Genomic DNA, 15,176 nt, shown 5'->3' with positions numbered 1-15,176 from the left:
CAGCGCTGCGCGCTGGGCAGCGAAAGCCCCCGCTCCGCGGGGGCGGGGGGCCGCTGCGCGGCCCGGGAAAAACGCTTCGCGTTTTCCAATGCCCGTGCTCCGCACGGGCATTCGGAATTCCGTTTCACTCCATTCCGAAAAACGAGGCGAGTCCGCTCCGCTCCCCCGCCCGCCACCGCTTCGCGGCGGCCGGTTCCGGCTCCGCCGGAACGGCTGGCTGCAAGAGGAGGTGGGTGCATCACTGCTGGTCTGTGTAGCATCCCGAACAAGACGCCACCCCCAGGAAACTGACCGGCCGTCAATCCGGGAAGAAGGCTTGGGGCTCCGCGGAACCCGGGGCGCGGACTCCGTGGAGCCCCATCGGATGTGACACTCACTCACCACGTCAACTGAGCCAGTCTCACACAGATGAGTGTGCCCAAAACCCCGAAACCCAACCTTCGTTGCACCCCGTTGGGCTACCCTGAAACCCAGCACGTCGACCTCGCTGCATCGCGCTTTTCACATCAGATGCACTGTGTAGCATCCCGAGCCAAGTGGTCACCCCGGCGGGATCGATCATCACCCTCCCCCATCGTCTGGAGTTCCGGATGTCGAATACGGAAGAGATCAAGCTTCGGCCTCATCAGGTGGAGGCGGTTGACGCTGTGGTGCGTGGGCTTGATATTCCTCCAGGCAAGCGGGTTCCGCGTAGTGGCTTGCGGGCCACGGTAGTGGCTGCGTGCGGTACGGGGAAAACCTTCATTGCCGCTGCGGCGGCACACCGATTGGCTCGGGGTGGGCGGGTGCTGGTGTTGTTGCCCACGTTGGACCTGCTCACCCAGACCGTGCGGGAGTGGCGAGCGGCCGGGCACACGGGGCCGACCGTGGCGGTGTGCTCGCTCGATGACGACCCGCACCTGTGGCACCTCGATGTCCGGTCCACGACCAGCCCTCCCCAGCTCGCCCTATGGCACGGCCGCGGCCCCGTGACGGTGTTCGCCACCTACGCCTCCCTGGGCGTCCTGGCAGAGGCTCACGAAGGTGAATACGGACTGCCCATGGACGTGTTCGACCTCATGGTGGTGGACGAGGCGCACCGTACGAGTGGGTCGATGGGGAAGGCCTGGGCTCAGGTCCACGACCAGGAGGTCATCCCGGCGATGCGCCGGCTGTACATGACCGCCACCCCGAGGATCTGGAAGGAGCGCCCGCCGCGGCGGGACGAGAGGGGGAGGGAGTTGGCCGCGCGGGACCGGTTGCCGGAGGAACTGGCCTGTTCGATGGATGATCCGGCAATTTTCGGGCCGGTGGTGTTCGAGCTGTCGCTGGCATCGGCGGTGATCCGCGGGCTTTTGGCGCGGTATCAGATCGTGGTGGTCGAGCTGCGGGACCCGGTGGTCACCCCGGCCCGGCTGGCGAGCGAGGAAGGCCGGGAAGAGCAAGTGCGCGGGCAGCGGATGGGCGCGCTGCAAGGAGCCCTGCTGGAGACGATGGCCACGCACGGGCTCCAGACGACCATCACCTTTCACCACCGGACCATAGAGGCGTCCGCATTCGCGAAGGGCTTGCCGCCGGTGGCGAAGCGGCTGCACGCGGCGGATCCGGAGCGGCATCCCGAGCGGGTGTGGGCGAACTGGCTGTGCGGCGAACACGAGGCGGACCACCGCCGTGACGTCCTCGCCGACTTCGGACGAAGGGCCGGCCGCGCGGTGCTCTCGAACTGCCGAGTCCTGGGCGAAGGCGTCGACATCAGAAGCGTGGACAGCGTGGCCCTTTTGGACCCGAAGGGATCGGCCGTCGATATCGTCCAGGCCATCGGGCGGGCACTCCGGCAAAAGCCGGACCAGGGCAAACTGGCCACACTCATTGTTCCTGTCTTTCTCGCGCCGGACGAGAAAGAAGAAGACATGCTCACGTCCGCTTCATATGCGCCTCTGGTGAAGGTTCTTGAGGGTTTGCGGGCGCATGATGAGCGGGCCGTGGAAATGCTCGCTATCCCGCAGGAGAACCAGAAGAGCGTCGTGGACCCATCCGTCGACATCGGTGAGGAACCCTCCGACGGCGAAGAGGAACACCGACTGCTGCTCCGGTTCGCGGCCCCCCGGGACCCGGTGACGGTCGCGCAATGGGTCAAGTACCGGGTCATCAGCACCGAACGGCAGGACTGGCTGCGCGGCTACGACGCCGCGGCCCGGTACCGGGAGCGTGAGGGTGATCTGGAGGTGCCCTACGAGCACCTCGAAGGCGCCTACCCGCTGGGACGGTGGCTCTCCGACCAGCGGCGGGCGCTGCGGGCCGGGCAGATGAGCAGCGAGCGGGCCGACGATCTGGAAGCGCTCGGGATCGTGTGGGACACCGCCGATGCGGCGTTCGAGGAGAATCTCGCGGCGGCGCGCGCCTACTTCGCGGAGGCCGGCACTTTGGCCGCGCCCCGGCACGCCACCGCGCTCGATCGGCCGGTCGGGCAGTGGCTCACCAACATCCGCCGCCCCGGCGGACTGGGCAAAGACCCGGTACGCGCGGAGCGGCGGGCCAAGGAGCTCGCGGCGGTCGATGAGGACTGGAACCCGGCGGTGTTGGGGTGGACCGTCGACTGGCAGCGCCACTACGTCGGCCTGAAGGCTCTGTTGGGCGAGGGGGCGCTGCTGACGGGCATCGTGCCCGGGGTGACCTGGCGCGGCGACGACATCGGACGCTGGCTCACCCGCCAACGGCGCGACTTCGCCCGGCTCAACCCGGAGCAGCAGAAGCGACTCGCCGAACTCGGCGTGCAACCCGCCGTACAGGCCCGCAAGGCGCCGGTGTCGGTCGGCGCGAAGGCTGGGGCGGCGCGGGGTGCGGAGGCCTTCACGCGGGGACTTGCGGCGCTTGCCCAGTACGTCCGGCGCGAGCAGCGGACCGTCATCCCACGCCTGCACACCGAACGGGTCGTCGTCGACGGCCACGAGCACGACGTACGGCTCGGAGTATGGATCTCCAACCAGAAAAGCCGCCGCGACAGACTGACCGGCGAGCAGCTCGCGCAGCTCGCCGAGCTCGGCATCGAGTGGACCGTATAGAAGCGGACGCTAAGTTCCTGGAGGGCCCTCAGGTCCATGTTCAACGGTCAGGGTTTTCGGTTCGCTTCTGAACGCCACGTCGGCGCCAGGCCCGCGCGGTAGCCGCCGCGGCGGCTACGACGGCTGCAGACACAAGCTGTGTGGGCAGCTCGGTCAGCAGTCCGTGCGCAAGTAGTTCCATGGCGTGCTGAAGCTGATCGGGCATCAGTGGGACTCCTGTGCGCTCGAATACGCCGTCTGTCGACGGCTGTGGAAGGAAGAGCGCCGCGCTTTGGGAACCGGCGGCGCTCCACACACTTCATCTGCTGAGATGAGCGGGTCCACTTGTCCGGGGCGGGCGCTGGACAAGGCTGAACAACATCCGCTTTGTCCGCTTACTGGGGAGGAGGCGTGTTGCCGAAAGGGCGCAGGCGAACCCGGCCTTGGGCGGATCTACGCGGTCCCACCAAGCAGGCCAACGCCATCGCGACGCTGCTGCGCGCGTGGCTGGACGAGGCCGATATGCGGGTCGACGACGTTCTAGCCTCGCTGAAGCCGGAGCACTTCGTCGGCGGCCAGGTCCCCAGTCGCTCGACGGTGTCCGACCGTCTGGCCGGCGTGGGCTTGAAGCCGGACTTCATCGAGGCGATGGCGGACGTCTGCTCGCGCGATATGGCCAGCCGCGAGCAGTTGATGGGGCAGGTCCGGGCCCTTCAGGAGGTGCCGGTCGAGCGGGGCGGCTCCGGGATCGCAGGGAAGGCTGGGGGCTCACGTCCCGACGGAGGCGCGCTCGCGGCGGAGCTGGTATTGGTCCAGCAGAGGTCCCTGGCTGTTTCCGACAAACTCATGCGCGCCTTGGAACGGGCTACAGAACTCGAGCGGGAGCGCAACAGCGCCAATCAGATGGTTCTCCTGCTGCTGGCCATGGTGGACAAGCTGCAGCGCGACATCGCCACCCTGACCCGTGAACGAGACCGTCTTCGTACATCCGTCCCCGAGCAGACGGCAATCGACGTTCGCGCGCGTCTTGTTCGCAGTGCGCAGCAACGTACGAATGCCGAGTCCGAGCTGGATCGTGCGCGTGCTGAACGCCACAAGGCTGATCGTCTGGCGGAGGAAGCGGCTGAGCAGGTGCGGGCCCTGACACAGGAACTGGAGCGTCTTCGAGGTCAGGCCCCGGACACCGAGGAACCGCCCCGTTCCTCTGAGACTCCTCCGGCGTTGCAGGAGGCACTGGACTCCGATGGGGACGACATCGACCAGGCCCTCGCCAAAGCCGCCCGTCATCTGGACGACGGTGCCGGCCGCCTGGACCGTCTCGCCGAGGAACTGCACCAGGAAGACCCCCTGGACAACTCCCTGGACAACCCTGCGACCAGCAGCAACATGCCGGATATCTCGCCGGCCAACCAGCCCCCGCACGGCCAGCTGACGGGCAGTGACCTCGTTGAGATCATTCGAACCGCGCGGCGGACGGACGGTGACCACGTCGACGTCCCGGGCATCTTGCTGGAAGCAGCTCACGACCAGCCCTGCGACAGCGTGCTCGACTCCGTGGCCCTTCTGCGTCAGGCCGGGTACGACGGCGAAGCCGACCAACTCCTCGGATTCGCCGGAGAGAGCTGGCCACTTGACGAGGTACCGGCGTTCATCGGCACACTGCGCGCCGACGAACGCCACACGGACGCCTACCAACTGCTGACAGCGGTGGGGCGACAGCGGTCTGCCTCCGATGTAGTGGAAGTCGTAGCCGCGCTGCGCGACGCTGAACATGACGCCGATGCGTACCAGGTTCTGACCGCAGTGGGCCGGGTCAGGCCAGCGACAGGAGTGATCGATGTACTCAAGGCTGCACTCCTGCACGACGACGCACAGTGGATTTTGGATGCCGCCGCCCGCGACCGGGACCTGGCGAAGCTACCGCAACTGATCGATGCGCTCCATGAAGCCTCCCGGCACACAGACGCCGAGCCCCTCAGCGTTGCGTACGGTCAGCGGCTGGAGGAGTCCGCTCAGGCGGCCCGCGGCACGGCCTCTGGCCATCAGGCCGAGTTTGAAGACATCGACGACGAAGATGACGAAGAGGAGAACGTCTTCTTCCGGCCCTACGGGACCCGGCGGCCGCAACCTCAACCGTACGGGGAGAGGGACATGCCTGCTGTCAGGCCCTACATGCTCAGACGTGAGGGTTCTAAGCCGCGCTACGTCCTGCCCACCGAGAGCATGGTCAGCACCGTGGCCATGGCTGCGGTAGATCGGACTCTCCTCCCTGAGCATCAGCGCATCTGCTCCCTCTGCCACGACCCGCAATCGATCGCTCAGATTGCCGACAAGCTGGCCGTTCCGTTGGGTGTCACACGGATTCTCGTAGCAGACCTGGCAGAGCAAGGCCTGGTCACGATTGACCCGCCACTGACCGCCACCGACGAAGCGCAACTCCCCCGTCTCCGAAAGGAGCCGTAGAAGATCCGGAGCTCTCTTCATACCCGTCGGCCCATTCGCTGCCCGACCGAAAGATCAGCAATGTGGCCAAAAGATCCCCTGCCCGCGGCCCCTGATCGCACGCCATTGCATGATGGGTACGCGGCCCACGGCCGTATAGATCCAGCCTCCATAGCAGGCGGTGTCGAGGACCTTCTCGAAGACGTGCCAATCGGCGTGATACCCACACGCGCCACACCGGTTCGGGTTGAAGCTGCGTCCTTGCTGCCATGCGGGCCGGTCGTGCAACTGTGCCGCGATGTCTGCGGTGTCACCGTCCGGCGCTGCCAGAATCGTGCGCGCCATCTCGACAGCTGCGGGGAAGTCGGTGGTGGTGAACTCCTCTCCGCGCGGTCGGTACGACGGCAGCAGCCCGAAAACCCACCACAGAGAAAAGGAACACCGTTCACACGGCGCCTCGTACGCCAGTACATCCACAAGCAGCGAGCTCACAGTGTCGTACCTCCCCCACGGCGATCCTGGCACACCGCATCCGACGCCCGCGGCCTGATCTGGCCAGGGCAAACCGGGGTTTCCTGCCGCATTTGTCGGCAGGGTCTCCTTGGGCCAAGGAGGTCTGCCTTGTTGCGATCTCTCCAAGGCCAGGTGATGGAAGTGGAAGCCATCCCCGGCGTCACACTCCATGGCGGCGACATCGGCCGCTGGCTCATATGAAGGCGGGCGGGCGCCGTCAGAGGGTCATGAAGTGCTGGTAGTCCCTGACCTGCTGGGCGAGTTCCTCCTCGGGCATGTCCGCCCACAGGCTCATCCGGGCCCATGGCAGCCCGTTCCTCCTGCCGGCCAGGGCCAGTTCGTTGAGAGCTTGGTTGATCAGCGCCGCGGCCTCCCCCAGAGACGCCATGCCGAGCTCGACGCCCTCAGCTGCGGGAAGGGACCCCTCGATCTCCAGTTCTGTCAGGTGCTGCGCCGCGTGGGTGATCAGGTAGGTGATGAAGGACGGCATGTCCACGGGGACGCCGGATGCCCATGTCCCGCTGGAGGCCGGCCTCGTGGAGGGCTGGGGACCTGCCGGTGGGGCGGAAGGACGGTTGTCCGCTGCAGGCTCGGGCCGGCGGGCCGTGAGGTACTCCCACACCCACCGGTAGGACACCCGGACACGGTCGGTGCGGCGGGCGAAGTCCTGGTAGAGCTCGAAGACCGGCCGGCGCTCAGCAGGTGGTCTGGCCGCGTCTTCCTCGAGCAGCGCGTCCAGGCGCTGCGCGTACGTGCGCAGTTCGTCCTCGCCGGCCGGCTGCGGCCGCAGGGGCAAAACGGTGGAGAGCGCGTCCCTGACCTCCTCGCGCGAGACATGGTGGCGGGCGGCCAGGGAGCTGGGCAGCTTGTCGCCGTCGCGGTAGTCACGGCGGATCGCTTCGAACAGTTCGCTGCCGGGCTCTGCCATCGTCAACTCCTCACAGCGGTAGGCGGGCTGAGTCTTGCACGCCCCGTCCCCGGGGCGGTGTGGTCCGCGAGGGGCTGGCTGGTGACCAGGCCGCACGCCTGGGCCGCATCGTCCACCGCGATCCGGTCCCAGGCGGTGAGGCGGAAGAAGTGGAGACTGCCCGCGCGGCCGTCCAGGTCCCTGAAGCAGCGGGCCGCCTCCACCAGGTCCGCCGCCCACGCCGGGACAGGCACGGTGGTGCCAGCGGAGACCGTGTCCCGGGCGGGCGGTGCGAAGGCGGTGGCGCGCAGTTGCCTCAGCGAATCCACGGGGTGTCCTGTCAGGACCTGTACGACCAGCGCCGCGGCGTGCACGGGGTGGGCGATACGGGTATGGATGCGGCGGGCCAGGGCCGCCAGGTGCGGATCGGCCTCGGCGTCGAGGGCGTCGGCGAGCCGGCCGGGTGCGTCAAGCGGCAGGACGGAGCGGCCCACGCGGCGCTGGGCTGCGCAGAGTTCGCCGGTGGTGTGGGGGCGTGGTGCGTACGGCAGTAGGAAGCAGGGCTCGTCGTCGGGCGGCGGGAACGGGGCTTTGTCCCACCAGGGATACCGGCCCGCCGTCACGGCAGCGGGAGTGGCGGGCGTGGTGCGGCGGGCCGCGGCAAGGCTGTGTACCGTCTGCGGGCCGAGGCTGTCCACGGCGGCCGCCGCCTCGGATGTGAGCGGGCCGTGGCAGACCAGGGTCAGGCGGATGCCGGTGAGGTGCTGCAACGCGAAGAGCCGCTCGAGATGGCGCACGGTGATGAGATGGGCGCGAGTGAGCAGGACATGGCCGATGCGCAGCGCCCGGACCCATGCCGCCGCGGTGCGCCAGGCGGTGCGGGCATCGCGCGTCCAGCAGACGCCCTCCTCGCTGCCCGCCAGGGGCAGATGCTTGCCCAGGGCGCGCAGCAGGTCGTGGGCCAGGGCGGGCGGGGCGCCTGTCGTCGGTGCCGGATGCACCGTGATGCGGCCGGCCTGCGGGGCGTGGGCGGCAAGGGCCCAGTCCATGAACGCCTTGTCGTCGCCTGCGTCGTGGACGACGGTGAGTGGCGGTCGGCGCGGTGGGGGCTCGGCGCGGTCCGGCGGCCAGGTGGGCATCCAGGGGCGGCCCTGGGTCCACAGAGGCGGCAGGGGCGGGGCAGCCCGCACGGCCCCGGCCGTCACCGGGGCACCGGCCCGAGACGGCAGGCGATGCGTTCGAGCAGCTCCCCCGTCACAGGCGCGGGTCGGGAACGCAGGGCACGGCGGGTGTGATGGGTCAGTGCAGCCCAGGCGCGCAGCCGTCCGTGGGCGAAGCGCGCGTCCGCCTGGTGCAGCAGCGTGTCGGGAGCCCGGTGCCACACGGGGTGCAGACCCCGCGCGGCTGACGGCACCTGATCCGGGGGCAGCGGGCCGATCCTCACCCAGGCCGTACAGCGGGAGGCCAGCATGCGCACCTCACCTACTGACCTTTCCGATGGGTTGTCGGGCTGGTGTCATCTGTAGGTGGCGAGAGGCCGGTGCCGTCGAGGCAGCCGTCGATGAGGGCTGGTGTGTGCTGGATTCGCCGCAGGCCGCTGCGGACGGCCCGGACGAGGTGGTCGCGGTCGGCGAAGACGATGTTCGCGGTCACGGCCCGCCGCAGAAGGGACCAGATGCCCTCCACCGGATTCAAATCCGGTGAATACGACGGCAGCTGGACGATGGTCAGCCAGTCATGCTCGGCGGCATAGTCCCTGAGGTCGGCGCTGCGGTGGACATTCAGATTGTCCCAGATCACCACGACGGGCCCGCCGAGCTGGAGATGGGCCCGCACCAGCAGATCACGGTAGTCCCGCCAGGTGAACCCCCTTTGACTGCCCAGGTGATGGCCCTGGACGCGTGGGCGGTAGATGAGCCGGCTGCGCTCACCGGCCTTGTAGCAGGCGAGTGCGGCCAGGGTCACCCGTCCGCGGGAGGAGCCGTTGAACTGGATCACGGGGGTCTTCCCCCTCGGGGCCCAGGTCCGGCCGCGGTGCGACGTCATCGAGACAGCGGCTTCGTCCTCAAAGACGAGCCAGGCCCCGCGCGTCGCCGCGATGGCTTTGCCGACGGCCAAGTCTCCTTCACCCAGCCTGCGACGCCCGCCCCATCACGCTCCACCGCGCGCCGCGCAGGCTGCTGGCACGACCAGCCGTGACGCCGCAGCAACTCCCACACTCCGCGGATCGACAGCCACACGCCGAGCTTCTCAACGAGAAGGGTCTGCACCCGCGACAGGGTCCACCGCTCGTTCGGCCATCCGTGGAACACCGTCCCCCGCAGCAGTTCCTCCTCCAGTCCGGCGAACTCCTGCGGGCCGACCTTCGGACTCTTGGCCGGCCCCGAACAGCGCAAACCGGCCCTGCCGTGAGCCCTCCAGTCCCGCCTCCAGCGTTCGACCGAACGGACGCTCACCCGCAGGTCCTTCGCGATGACCGTGTTCTTCCCGCCCCGCTCAAAGCCCTCGGCTGCCAGCATCCGTACCCGTTCACGGGCGGCCTGTTCATGAGCCCGGAGCCCACCCCCTTGCGCGTATCGCATAGCCCAGGCATAGCGCGGAACACCGCCGACATCACGCCGACAACCCATCGGAAAGGTCAGTAACACCCCGCCAGCGTTAACAGCTCGCCGAGATCGACGAAGACTGGATCTGCCCCTGGCCCTCTCAACTGGCAGCGCCACTACGCCGTCCTGCGCGACCTCGCCCAAGCCGACGGCCACCTTCCCCAGATCGCGCCCGGTGTCACCTTCGACGGCGACGACCTCGGCCGCTGGCTGACCCAACAGACACGCGACTGGCACAAACTCACCGCCGGACAGCGAGAACGACTGAGCGGCCTCGGTGTGCAGCCCGCGCCCCGGCCGGCCACCGACGCGCTTCCCCACGAACGCAGCTGCGGCGCCGAAGGTGCCGGCCGCCTTCCAGCGCGGCATCGCCGCCCTGGCCCAGTACCTCGGCCGCGAAGGCTCCGGAAGCCCGGTGCCACGCAGTCACGTTGAGCCCGTTGTCGTCCAGAGCGAGCACCATGAAGTGAAACTCGGCATCTGGATCTCCAACACCAAGACCCGCCGCACCAAACTATCTGCCGTTCAGCGTGCCATGCTCACCGAACTCGGCGTGGACTGGGCAGAGCCGACGCCGGTGACCGCGGCTGCAACCGGTCGTTGAACAGCCGGTCCAGGGAGTACACAAGAGTCCTGGGGCAACCACGGTCCGGTACATCCAGGCGTGCGGTGCCCTGCGCCGCTCATATAGGCGCCCTTGGAAGCCTCCTTCACCAGCATCGTCTGCACCCTCATCAGCCGGTGATCGCCGGGGAGCCTGCGAAGTGACGGTGCCGGAGGCAGCCAGGCTTGTTCTTGGCAAGGATCGCTCCGGCTAAGCCACACCAGGGACGGGCTGCTGCTGAGTGCCGGGATCGCAGCGTCATCCTGACGGCGGGGCGCGGCATGACGGACTGCGTCGTTGAGTTGGCATGACGACGCAGAGCGCGGCCGAGATCAACGTGGCCCCGGACCATTGGCCGTGTACAGCGAGGTTGCGACTGCTTCCTCGCGAGACTGCGTACGTCCGGGAGACGCCTGGGATGTCCTTGTTCTGGGAAGAGATGTCGATTGACCCAGGGCATCCGCCTGAGCGGTGTCCTCGCGGCCGCAATGCCCACTTCGGGATCTGTTACGACGAGATGATCACTCCGGCGATCCGCTCCACGTTGGAGTACAAGCTGGCGCCAGGACACGAGGACGCCCACGTGTCGGAGATCGGGTTCAGTGACGATGGCGTGTGCGACCTGGGCATGTGGCTCTTCTGGCGGGCTGGCGTACCGGGTGCCCGTAAGATTCGACAGCCACGTGCTTGCGAGTGGGCAGTCGGGGCACTCGGCACCAACGCATGCGTCCTCTTCACAGGGCACGCTGGAATGCATCGCGCCCAAGGGCTGAGGTTCGTCAACGACCAGGACCTAAATCGCGCGGGCAAGCGCCCCACAGATGACACCGTCCCCGCCAGTCGTGGTTGTTCTGTCGCAACGAAGGTTGCGCGATCTCACTGATTCTTGATCGGTGTCTTCACGCGTGCTGCGGCCGGTCGGAATACCAGTCGACGCGCGTCTGCGGGGTGACCGGTAGCACTTCGAGTTCATGATCGCCCAGGAGCCGCTCCGCGGTCGCAGCCGGGCAGCCTACGTAGGTGGACAGCAGGTCGTAGTCGCTGGTGACCACCCAGCTGCGGTCTTGTGGCCACCAGAACTCCGGGCCGCTGCTCCCCACCTTGTCCGCCACCTCGTCCCGTACCGTCTCCAACTCGGCCAGGGAAGAGCGAAGGATCAGGGGCTCCGTCTCGCCCCAGCACAGGGCCGCGAGGTCGTAGGCGAAATAGACGGCCTGGGCGCCAGTCACGTCGGCGAGACTCCGTGTCAGCGCGTGCCGGCTGCGGTCATCAAGGGCCCCTTCCACGGTCTGCCACAGCGGGTGCCCCGGGCTGTGGTCCTCGGGAGGCAGCGACAGGTGGGACAGCTCGGCATGGAAACGACCCCGGGCGCTCTCGGCCCACTCCTGCCACGTGCGACGACGGCCCGACCCGTCTGACGCCTCGAAGCGATGAAAGATCCGCAGGTAGGCCTCAAACCCTCTTGGCACGAGTTCGGACACCGTGTGCCCAGTCCCGTCCCCGGGTCGATCAAGCCGCTCCTGGAGCCAGGCCAGCTCCGTACCCTCGTAGGCCCATTCATGTATCTCCGTCATGCCGCCCATTCTCGCGAGCCGCATGGTGCACATGCCCGGGACCAGGCGTGACCAGGGTGCTCAACCTCCGATGAGACGAAGGCTCGGCAACCAGACTTCGCTGAGAACGTTCAACAATCGCTGCGACAGAACAGTGGTCGCTTCGGTCCGTAGATGTGACTGCCCGTGTCCGTTGTCATCCAATCGAGGCGTTTGACAGCGAACCCAGTCGTTTCGGCTTCCTTGCCAGCGAACCTAGTCGTACCGGGTGACGGGCTGGGGGTGCTGGGTGGCTGTACCGGCTGGGGTGGAGTCTGCAGAAGCATGCGTCGAGCTGTCGTACGTGGGCGCCGTACGCGAGCGGTTGAGGCGTCCGCTGCTGGACTGTGTGACGGCCCGCTTCGAGGACACCTCTCCGGTGCGGCGCTTTCGCTGGTCGCGAGGTGAGCGTCACTTCCCTGGCTGGTACTGGGCGGCTACGACCGGGCAGCATGTGGGATTCGAATCGTGGCTGGAACGGGACCGGCTCCTGCTGATGGACTTCGATTCCACGGTGGCGGGGATCGCCTCGCAGCCGTTCTGGCTGCACTGGCATGACGGCAAACGGGAGCGTCGGCACGCTCCGGACTACTTCGTGCGTCGGGTGGACGGCTCGGCGGTGGTCGTTGATGTTCGTGCGGACGACCGGATCGAGCCGAAGGACGCTGAGGCGTTCGAGGTGACCCGTCTGGCCTGTGATCAGGCCGGCTGGGGCTTTGAGCGGGTCGGAGTGCCGGAGAAGGTGCTGTCGGCGAATGTCCGGTGGCTGTCGCGCTACCGGCATCCCAGGTGCTTGAACAGCCCGATTGCGGACCGGCTCCGGGAGGTCTTCGCGGCCCCGTGCCCGTTGATGGCTGGCGCGGATGCAGCCGGCGACCGCCTCGCGACGCTGCCCGCGCTGTTCCATCTGCTTTGGCTCCAGGAGCTGACCGCGGAGGAGATGACGGTGGAGTTGCTGGGCCCGTCCACGATCGTGCGCCTGGTGAGTGGAGGTGTTCGGTGACGGGGAAAGAGCGGCGGGTTCCTCCGACAGCCAGGATCGCGGAGTTCCCTGAGACGGCTGCCGGACAGGCCCGCTGGTGGGAGAACCACATTCTTGAGGTCCTGGACGGCTTGCCTCCTGATGCTCCCGAAGGGACTGCCCCGCGGCCGGAGTTCGACCCGAGAGGGAACTCGCTGGCCCAGCGCGAACGGGCCAAGGCAGCCGAGCTGACGGCGGCCGGACACGCGATGACGGCCAGCGGCATCAAGCAGCGGCGCCAGCGTTACCAGCGCGACGGTCTGGTCGGGCTGGCCGACGGCCGGTCGGCCAAGCGGATGCCGGCCTTCGGCAGGGTTGCCCCGGCGGTGACCGAGGCAATGCAGCAGGCGATCGCCGAGACGGCCGAGGCATCGTCGAAGACGATCGGCTTCGTGGTCTGGCGGGCGACGCAGATCCTGGCGGCCCGTGAGGACGCGGCGGACATCGAGGTGCCCTCACAGCGCACGCTCTACCGGTTGTTCGACAAGATGGCCATCGGCACCCATGCGACGGGCTCGGCGACCACGCGACGTTCTGTGAATGCGCGTCCGGCCGGGCCGTTCGGCGAAGTGCCGGCCTGCGCGCCGGGCGAGTGGATGCAGATCGACTCCACGCCGCTGGATGTCCTGGTGCGGTTGGACGAGGGGATCGCCGAGAAGGTCGAGCTGACAGGAATGGTCGATCTGGCGACCAGGTCCCTTCCCGCTGCGGTGCTGCGGCCGACGACGAAAGCGGCTGATGCTTCTGCTCTCCTGGCCCGGAGTGTCACTCCTGAGCTGATGCGTCCTGGCTGGTCAGAAGCCCTGCGGATGTCGAGGTCGGTTCTGCCGCACCGGCGGCTGCTGGGCTTGGACGAGCGGCTGGAGCACGCGGCTGCGAGGCCTGTGATCGTGCCGGACACGATCGTCTGCGACCACGGCAAGGTCTTCATCTCGAACAACTTCCGTGCGTCCTGCCGCTACTTGGGCATCAGCCTTCAGCCGACTCACAAAGCCTCTCCCTTCGAGAAGGGCACGATCGAGAAAACACTGGGCTCAGTGGCCACGCTGTTCGCACAGTTCGTCGCGGGCTACACCGGCCGGTCGGTGGATCGCCGCGGCCGGGGCCTGGAGAACGGTCCTCTGTGGTCACTGCCCGAGCTGCAGAGCCTGCTGGACGAGTGGATCGTCGCCGTCTGGCAGAACCGGCCGCACGATGCACTGCGGGACCCGGACTTGCCGAAGCGGGCGTTCTCACCAAACGAGAAGTACGCGACGCTGCTGGAATCGTGCGGCTACGTTCCGGCCCCTCTCAGTGGCGAGGACTACGTCGAGTTGCTGCCCGAACGCTGGCAGGCAGTTAACTCCTACGGCATCCGGATCAACCACCGCACTTACGACGGCCGCGAACTGGCCCCGTTGCGCCGGCAGCACTCCGGGGTGGTGGAGAAGAAGGGGTTGTGGGAGATCCACTACGACCCCTACGACGTCTCCCGAGTCTGGGTACGCGACCGCCGCGGAGAGACAGATCAGTGGATCACCGTGTTCTGGAAGCACTTGCACCGCGTCGGCGTCCCATTCGGTGAGATGGCGTGGGACCACGCCCGCGAGCAAGTCCCGGACGGGACCGAGGAACAGATCGCCGATGCTGCCGCCGCCCTGCTGCTGCGGGCCCACAACGGCCCATCTGAGGAGGAGGGCCGCTCGGTCAAACGCTCACGGCGCGACCGGCGGGTCGCTGCCCGCACCCGGGCCACCGCCACCGACCGTCCGGTCCCTGACTTGCCCGCCGCCGAGCCCGCGCACGACGAGGAGGCGGACACCGACGTGGGCAAGGTCATCCCTCTGGGCCTGTTCAACCCGCTCGCCAACCCCTGGAGGCGCACGTGACCATCTACGAGCCGACAGCCCGGCACCCCGCGCTGGGCGAGGCGGACGCCGAGGCCAACCGGCAGCTGACCAACCTGGACGGATGGCGAAAGTCCATCGACGGCCCGCCGGCGCCCCCGGTTCCTTTGCCCCCAGGCGACCTGAACCGGCTGTCCACGACCGAACGTGATCTCTACGACGAAGACCGGCTCGACCATCACGCCCGGATGCTCGTGGTCGCGACCTCGTTCGTCGAGAAAACCGTGGTCTGCGGCCGCCGCCTGGTCCTGCTCAACCGCCACGCGATCAGCGCCCGCCGCGGCCTGATGGTCTCCGGGCTTCCCGGAACGGGCAAGACCAGCGCCATCACCCAGCTCGGACGCGCCCACGAACTCCTCGACCGGGCCCGCCACCCGAACGTCGCCGACCGCATTCCCGTCCTCTACATCACGGTCCCACCCGCCGCGACCGCCCGCATGGTCGCAGCCGAGTTCGCCCGCTTCCTGGGCCTGCCGGTCCGGCCCCGGTCGAACATGACGGACATCATCGAGGCCGTGGTCGGAGTCTGCACCGATACCCGCACCGGCCTCGTGATCGTCGATTTTACCGACCGCCCGTAGTCCT

The 15,176-nt window shown here is 68.0% G+C and carries 13 protein-coding genes and 1 pseudogene; 7 read left to right on the top strand and 7 right to left on the bottom strand.

Features of this window, described 5'->3' with window-relative positions:
- Positions 1 to 536 precede the first annotated feature (536 nt).
- Both OHA17_RS39745 and OHA17_RS39740 read left to right on the top strand, forming a co-directional pair.
- Positions 537 to 3,041: a Helicase associated domain protein gene (locus OHA17_RS39745; protein WP_406510601.1), complete on the top strand. Its 2,505-nt coding sequence runs from the start codon at positions 537 to 539 to the stop codon at positions 3,039 to 3,041.
- Positions 3,042 to 3,431: 390 nt separating this feature from the next.
- On the top strand, positions 3,432 to 5,483 hold the full coding sequence (locus OHA17_RS39740) for a DUF742 domain-containing protein (protein WP_406510600.1): 2,052 nt from the start codon (positions 3,432 to 3,434) through the stop codon (positions 5,481 to 5,483).
- Positions 5,484 to 5,537: 54 nt separating this feature from the next.
- Here OHA17_RS39740 and OHA17_RS39735 read toward each other — a convergent pair whose 3' ends face one another.
- From OHA17_RS39735 to OHA17_RS39710, 6 genes are all read right to left on the bottom strand, one after another.
- A complete protein-coding gene (locus OHA17_RS39735) occupies positions 5,538 to 5,954 on the bottom strand; it encodes a hypothetical protein (protein WP_406510599.1) in 417 nt (138 codons plus the stop codon).
- Positions 5,955 to 6,192: 238 nt separating this feature from the next.
- Positions 6,193 to 6,903 carry a hypothetical protein gene (locus OHA17_RS39730; protein WP_406510598.1) on the bottom strand — a complete coding sequence of 237 codons (711 nt, stop codon included), beginning with the start codon at positions 6,901 to 6,903 and terminating at the stop codon, positions 6,193 to 6,195.
- Positions 6,904 to 6,905: 2 nt separating this feature from the next.
- Complete coding sequence (locus OHA17_RS39725) at positions 6,906 to 8,021, bottom strand: hypothetical protein (RefSeq protein ID WP_406510597.1); 1,116 nt, start codon at positions 8,019 to 8,021, stop codon at positions 6,906 to 6,908.
- Between the two features lie 62 nt (positions 8,022 to 8,083).
- Positions 8,084 to 8,353 carry a hypothetical protein gene (locus tag OHA17_RS39720; protein ID WP_406510596.1) on the bottom strand — a complete coding sequence of 90 codons (270 nt, stop codon included), beginning with the start codon at positions 8,351 to 8,353 and terminating at the stop codon, positions 8,084 to 8,086.
- 11 nt (positions 8,354 to 8,364) lie between these two features.
- On the bottom strand, positions 8,365 to 8,928 hold the full coding sequence (locus tag OHA17_RS39715; protein WP_406503981.1) for an IS630 family transposase: 564 nt from the start codon (positions 8,926 to 8,928) through the stop codon (positions 8,365 to 8,367).
- The gene (locus OHA17_RS39710) at positions 8,925 to 9,464 is read right to left on the bottom strand and encodes a winged helix-turn-helix domain-containing protein (RefSeq protein WP_406503983.1); all 540 of its coding nucleotides are present in this window, start codon (positions 9,462 to 9,464) and stop codon (positions 8,925 to 8,927) included. The genes OHA17_RS39715 and OHA17_RS39710 overlap by 4 nt, the downstream gene beginning before the upstream one ends.
- Before the next feature lie 150 nt (positions 9,465 to 9,614).
- Between OHA17_RS39710 and OHA17_RS39705 the strand changes: the two genes are divergently transcribed.
- Positions 9,615 to 9,923, top strand: a complete 309-nt coding sequence (locus OHA17_RS39705) for a helicase associated domain-containing protein (protein WP_406510940.1) — start codon at positions 9,615 to 9,617, stop codon at positions 9,921 to 9,923.
- The gene (locus OHA17_RS39700) at positions 9,832 to 10,092 is read left to right on the top strand and encodes a helicase associated domain-containing protein (RefSeq protein ID WP_406510595.1); all 261 of its coding nucleotides are present in this window, start codon (positions 9,832 to 9,834) and stop codon (positions 10,090 to 10,092) included. Before OHA17_RS39705 ends, OHA17_RS39700 begins: the two co-directional genes overlap by 92 nt.
- Before the next feature lie 899 nt (positions 10,093 to 10,991).
- On the opposite strand, the gene OHA17_RS39695 is transcribed toward OHA17_RS39700, so the two are convergent.
- Positions 10,992 to 11,666 carry a hypothetical protein gene (locus OHA17_RS39695; protein ID WP_406510594.1) on the bottom strand — a complete coding sequence of 225 codons (675 nt, stop codon included), beginning with the start codon at positions 11,664 to 11,666 and terminating at the stop codon, positions 10,992 to 10,994.
- A 268-nt stretch (positions 11,667 to 11,934) separates the two neighbouring features.
- On the opposite strand from OHA17_RS39695, the gene OHA17_RS39690 reads away from it, so the two are divergent.
- The 3 genes and pseudogenes from OHA17_RS39690 to OHA17_RS39680 form a co-directional block, all read left to right on the top strand.
- Complete coding sequence (locus OHA17_RS39690) at positions 11,935 to 12,687, top strand: TnsA-like heteromeric transposase endonuclease subunit (protein WP_406510593.1); 753 nt, start codon at positions 11,935 to 11,937, stop codon at positions 12,685 to 12,687.
- Positions 12,688 to 13,043: 356 nt separating this feature from the next.
- A complete protein-coding gene (locus tag OHA17_RS39685; protein ID WP_406510939.1) occupies positions 13,044 to 14,573 on the top strand; it encodes a Mu transposase C-terminal domain-containing protein in 1,530 nt (509 codons plus the stop codon).
- Positions 14,570 to 15,154: pseudogene (locus OHA17_RS39680) on the top strand (ATP-binding protein); the annotation flags it as partial. The gene OHA17_RS39685 and the pseudogene OHA17_RS39680, both read left to right, overlap by 4 nt.
- Positions 15,155 to 15,176: the final 22 nt, after the last annotated feature.

Origin of the sequence: Streptomyces sp. NBC_00212 (genome assembly GCF_045206365.1) — a bacterium.
Lineage (GTDB): Bacteria > Actinomycetota > Actinomycetes > Streptomycetales > Streptomycetaceae > Streptomyces.
This window is presented reverse-complemented; position numbering and strand designations above follow the sequence as displayed.

What these genes read in the sequence shown, in the direction of transcription:
- OHA17_RS39715 (WP_406503981.1), bottom strand. Translation starts at nt 8,928, where the DNA reads ATGACGTCGCACCGCGGCCGGACCTGGGCCCCGAGGGGGAAGACCCCC.
- OHA17_RS39725 (WP_406510597.1), bottom strand. Translation starts at nt 8,021, where the DNA reads ATGCCCACCTGGCCGCCGGACCGCGCCGAGCCCCCACCGCGCCGACCG.
- OHA17_RS39685 (WP_406510939.1), top strand. Translation starts at nt 13,044, where the DNA reads ATGCAGCAGGCGATCGCCGAGACGGCCGAGGCATCGTCGAAGACGATC.
- OHA17_RS39710 (WP_406503983.1), bottom strand. Translation starts at nt 9,464, where the DNA reads ATGCGATACGCGCAAGGGGGTGGGCTCCGGGCTCATGAACAGGCCGCC.
- OHA17_RS39695 (WP_406510594.1), bottom strand. Translation starts at nt 11,666, where the DNA reads ATGACGGAGATACATGAATGGGCCTACGAGGGTACGGAGCTGGCCTGG.
- OHA17_RS39730 (WP_406510598.1), bottom strand. Translation starts at nt 6,903, where the DNA reads ATGGCAGAGCCCGGCAGCGAACTGTTCGAAGCGATCCGCCGTGACTAC.
- OHA17_RS39720 (WP_406510596.1), bottom strand. Translation starts at nt 8,353, where the DNA reads ATGCTGGCCTCCCGCTGTACGGCCTGGGTGAGGATCGGCCCGCTGCCC.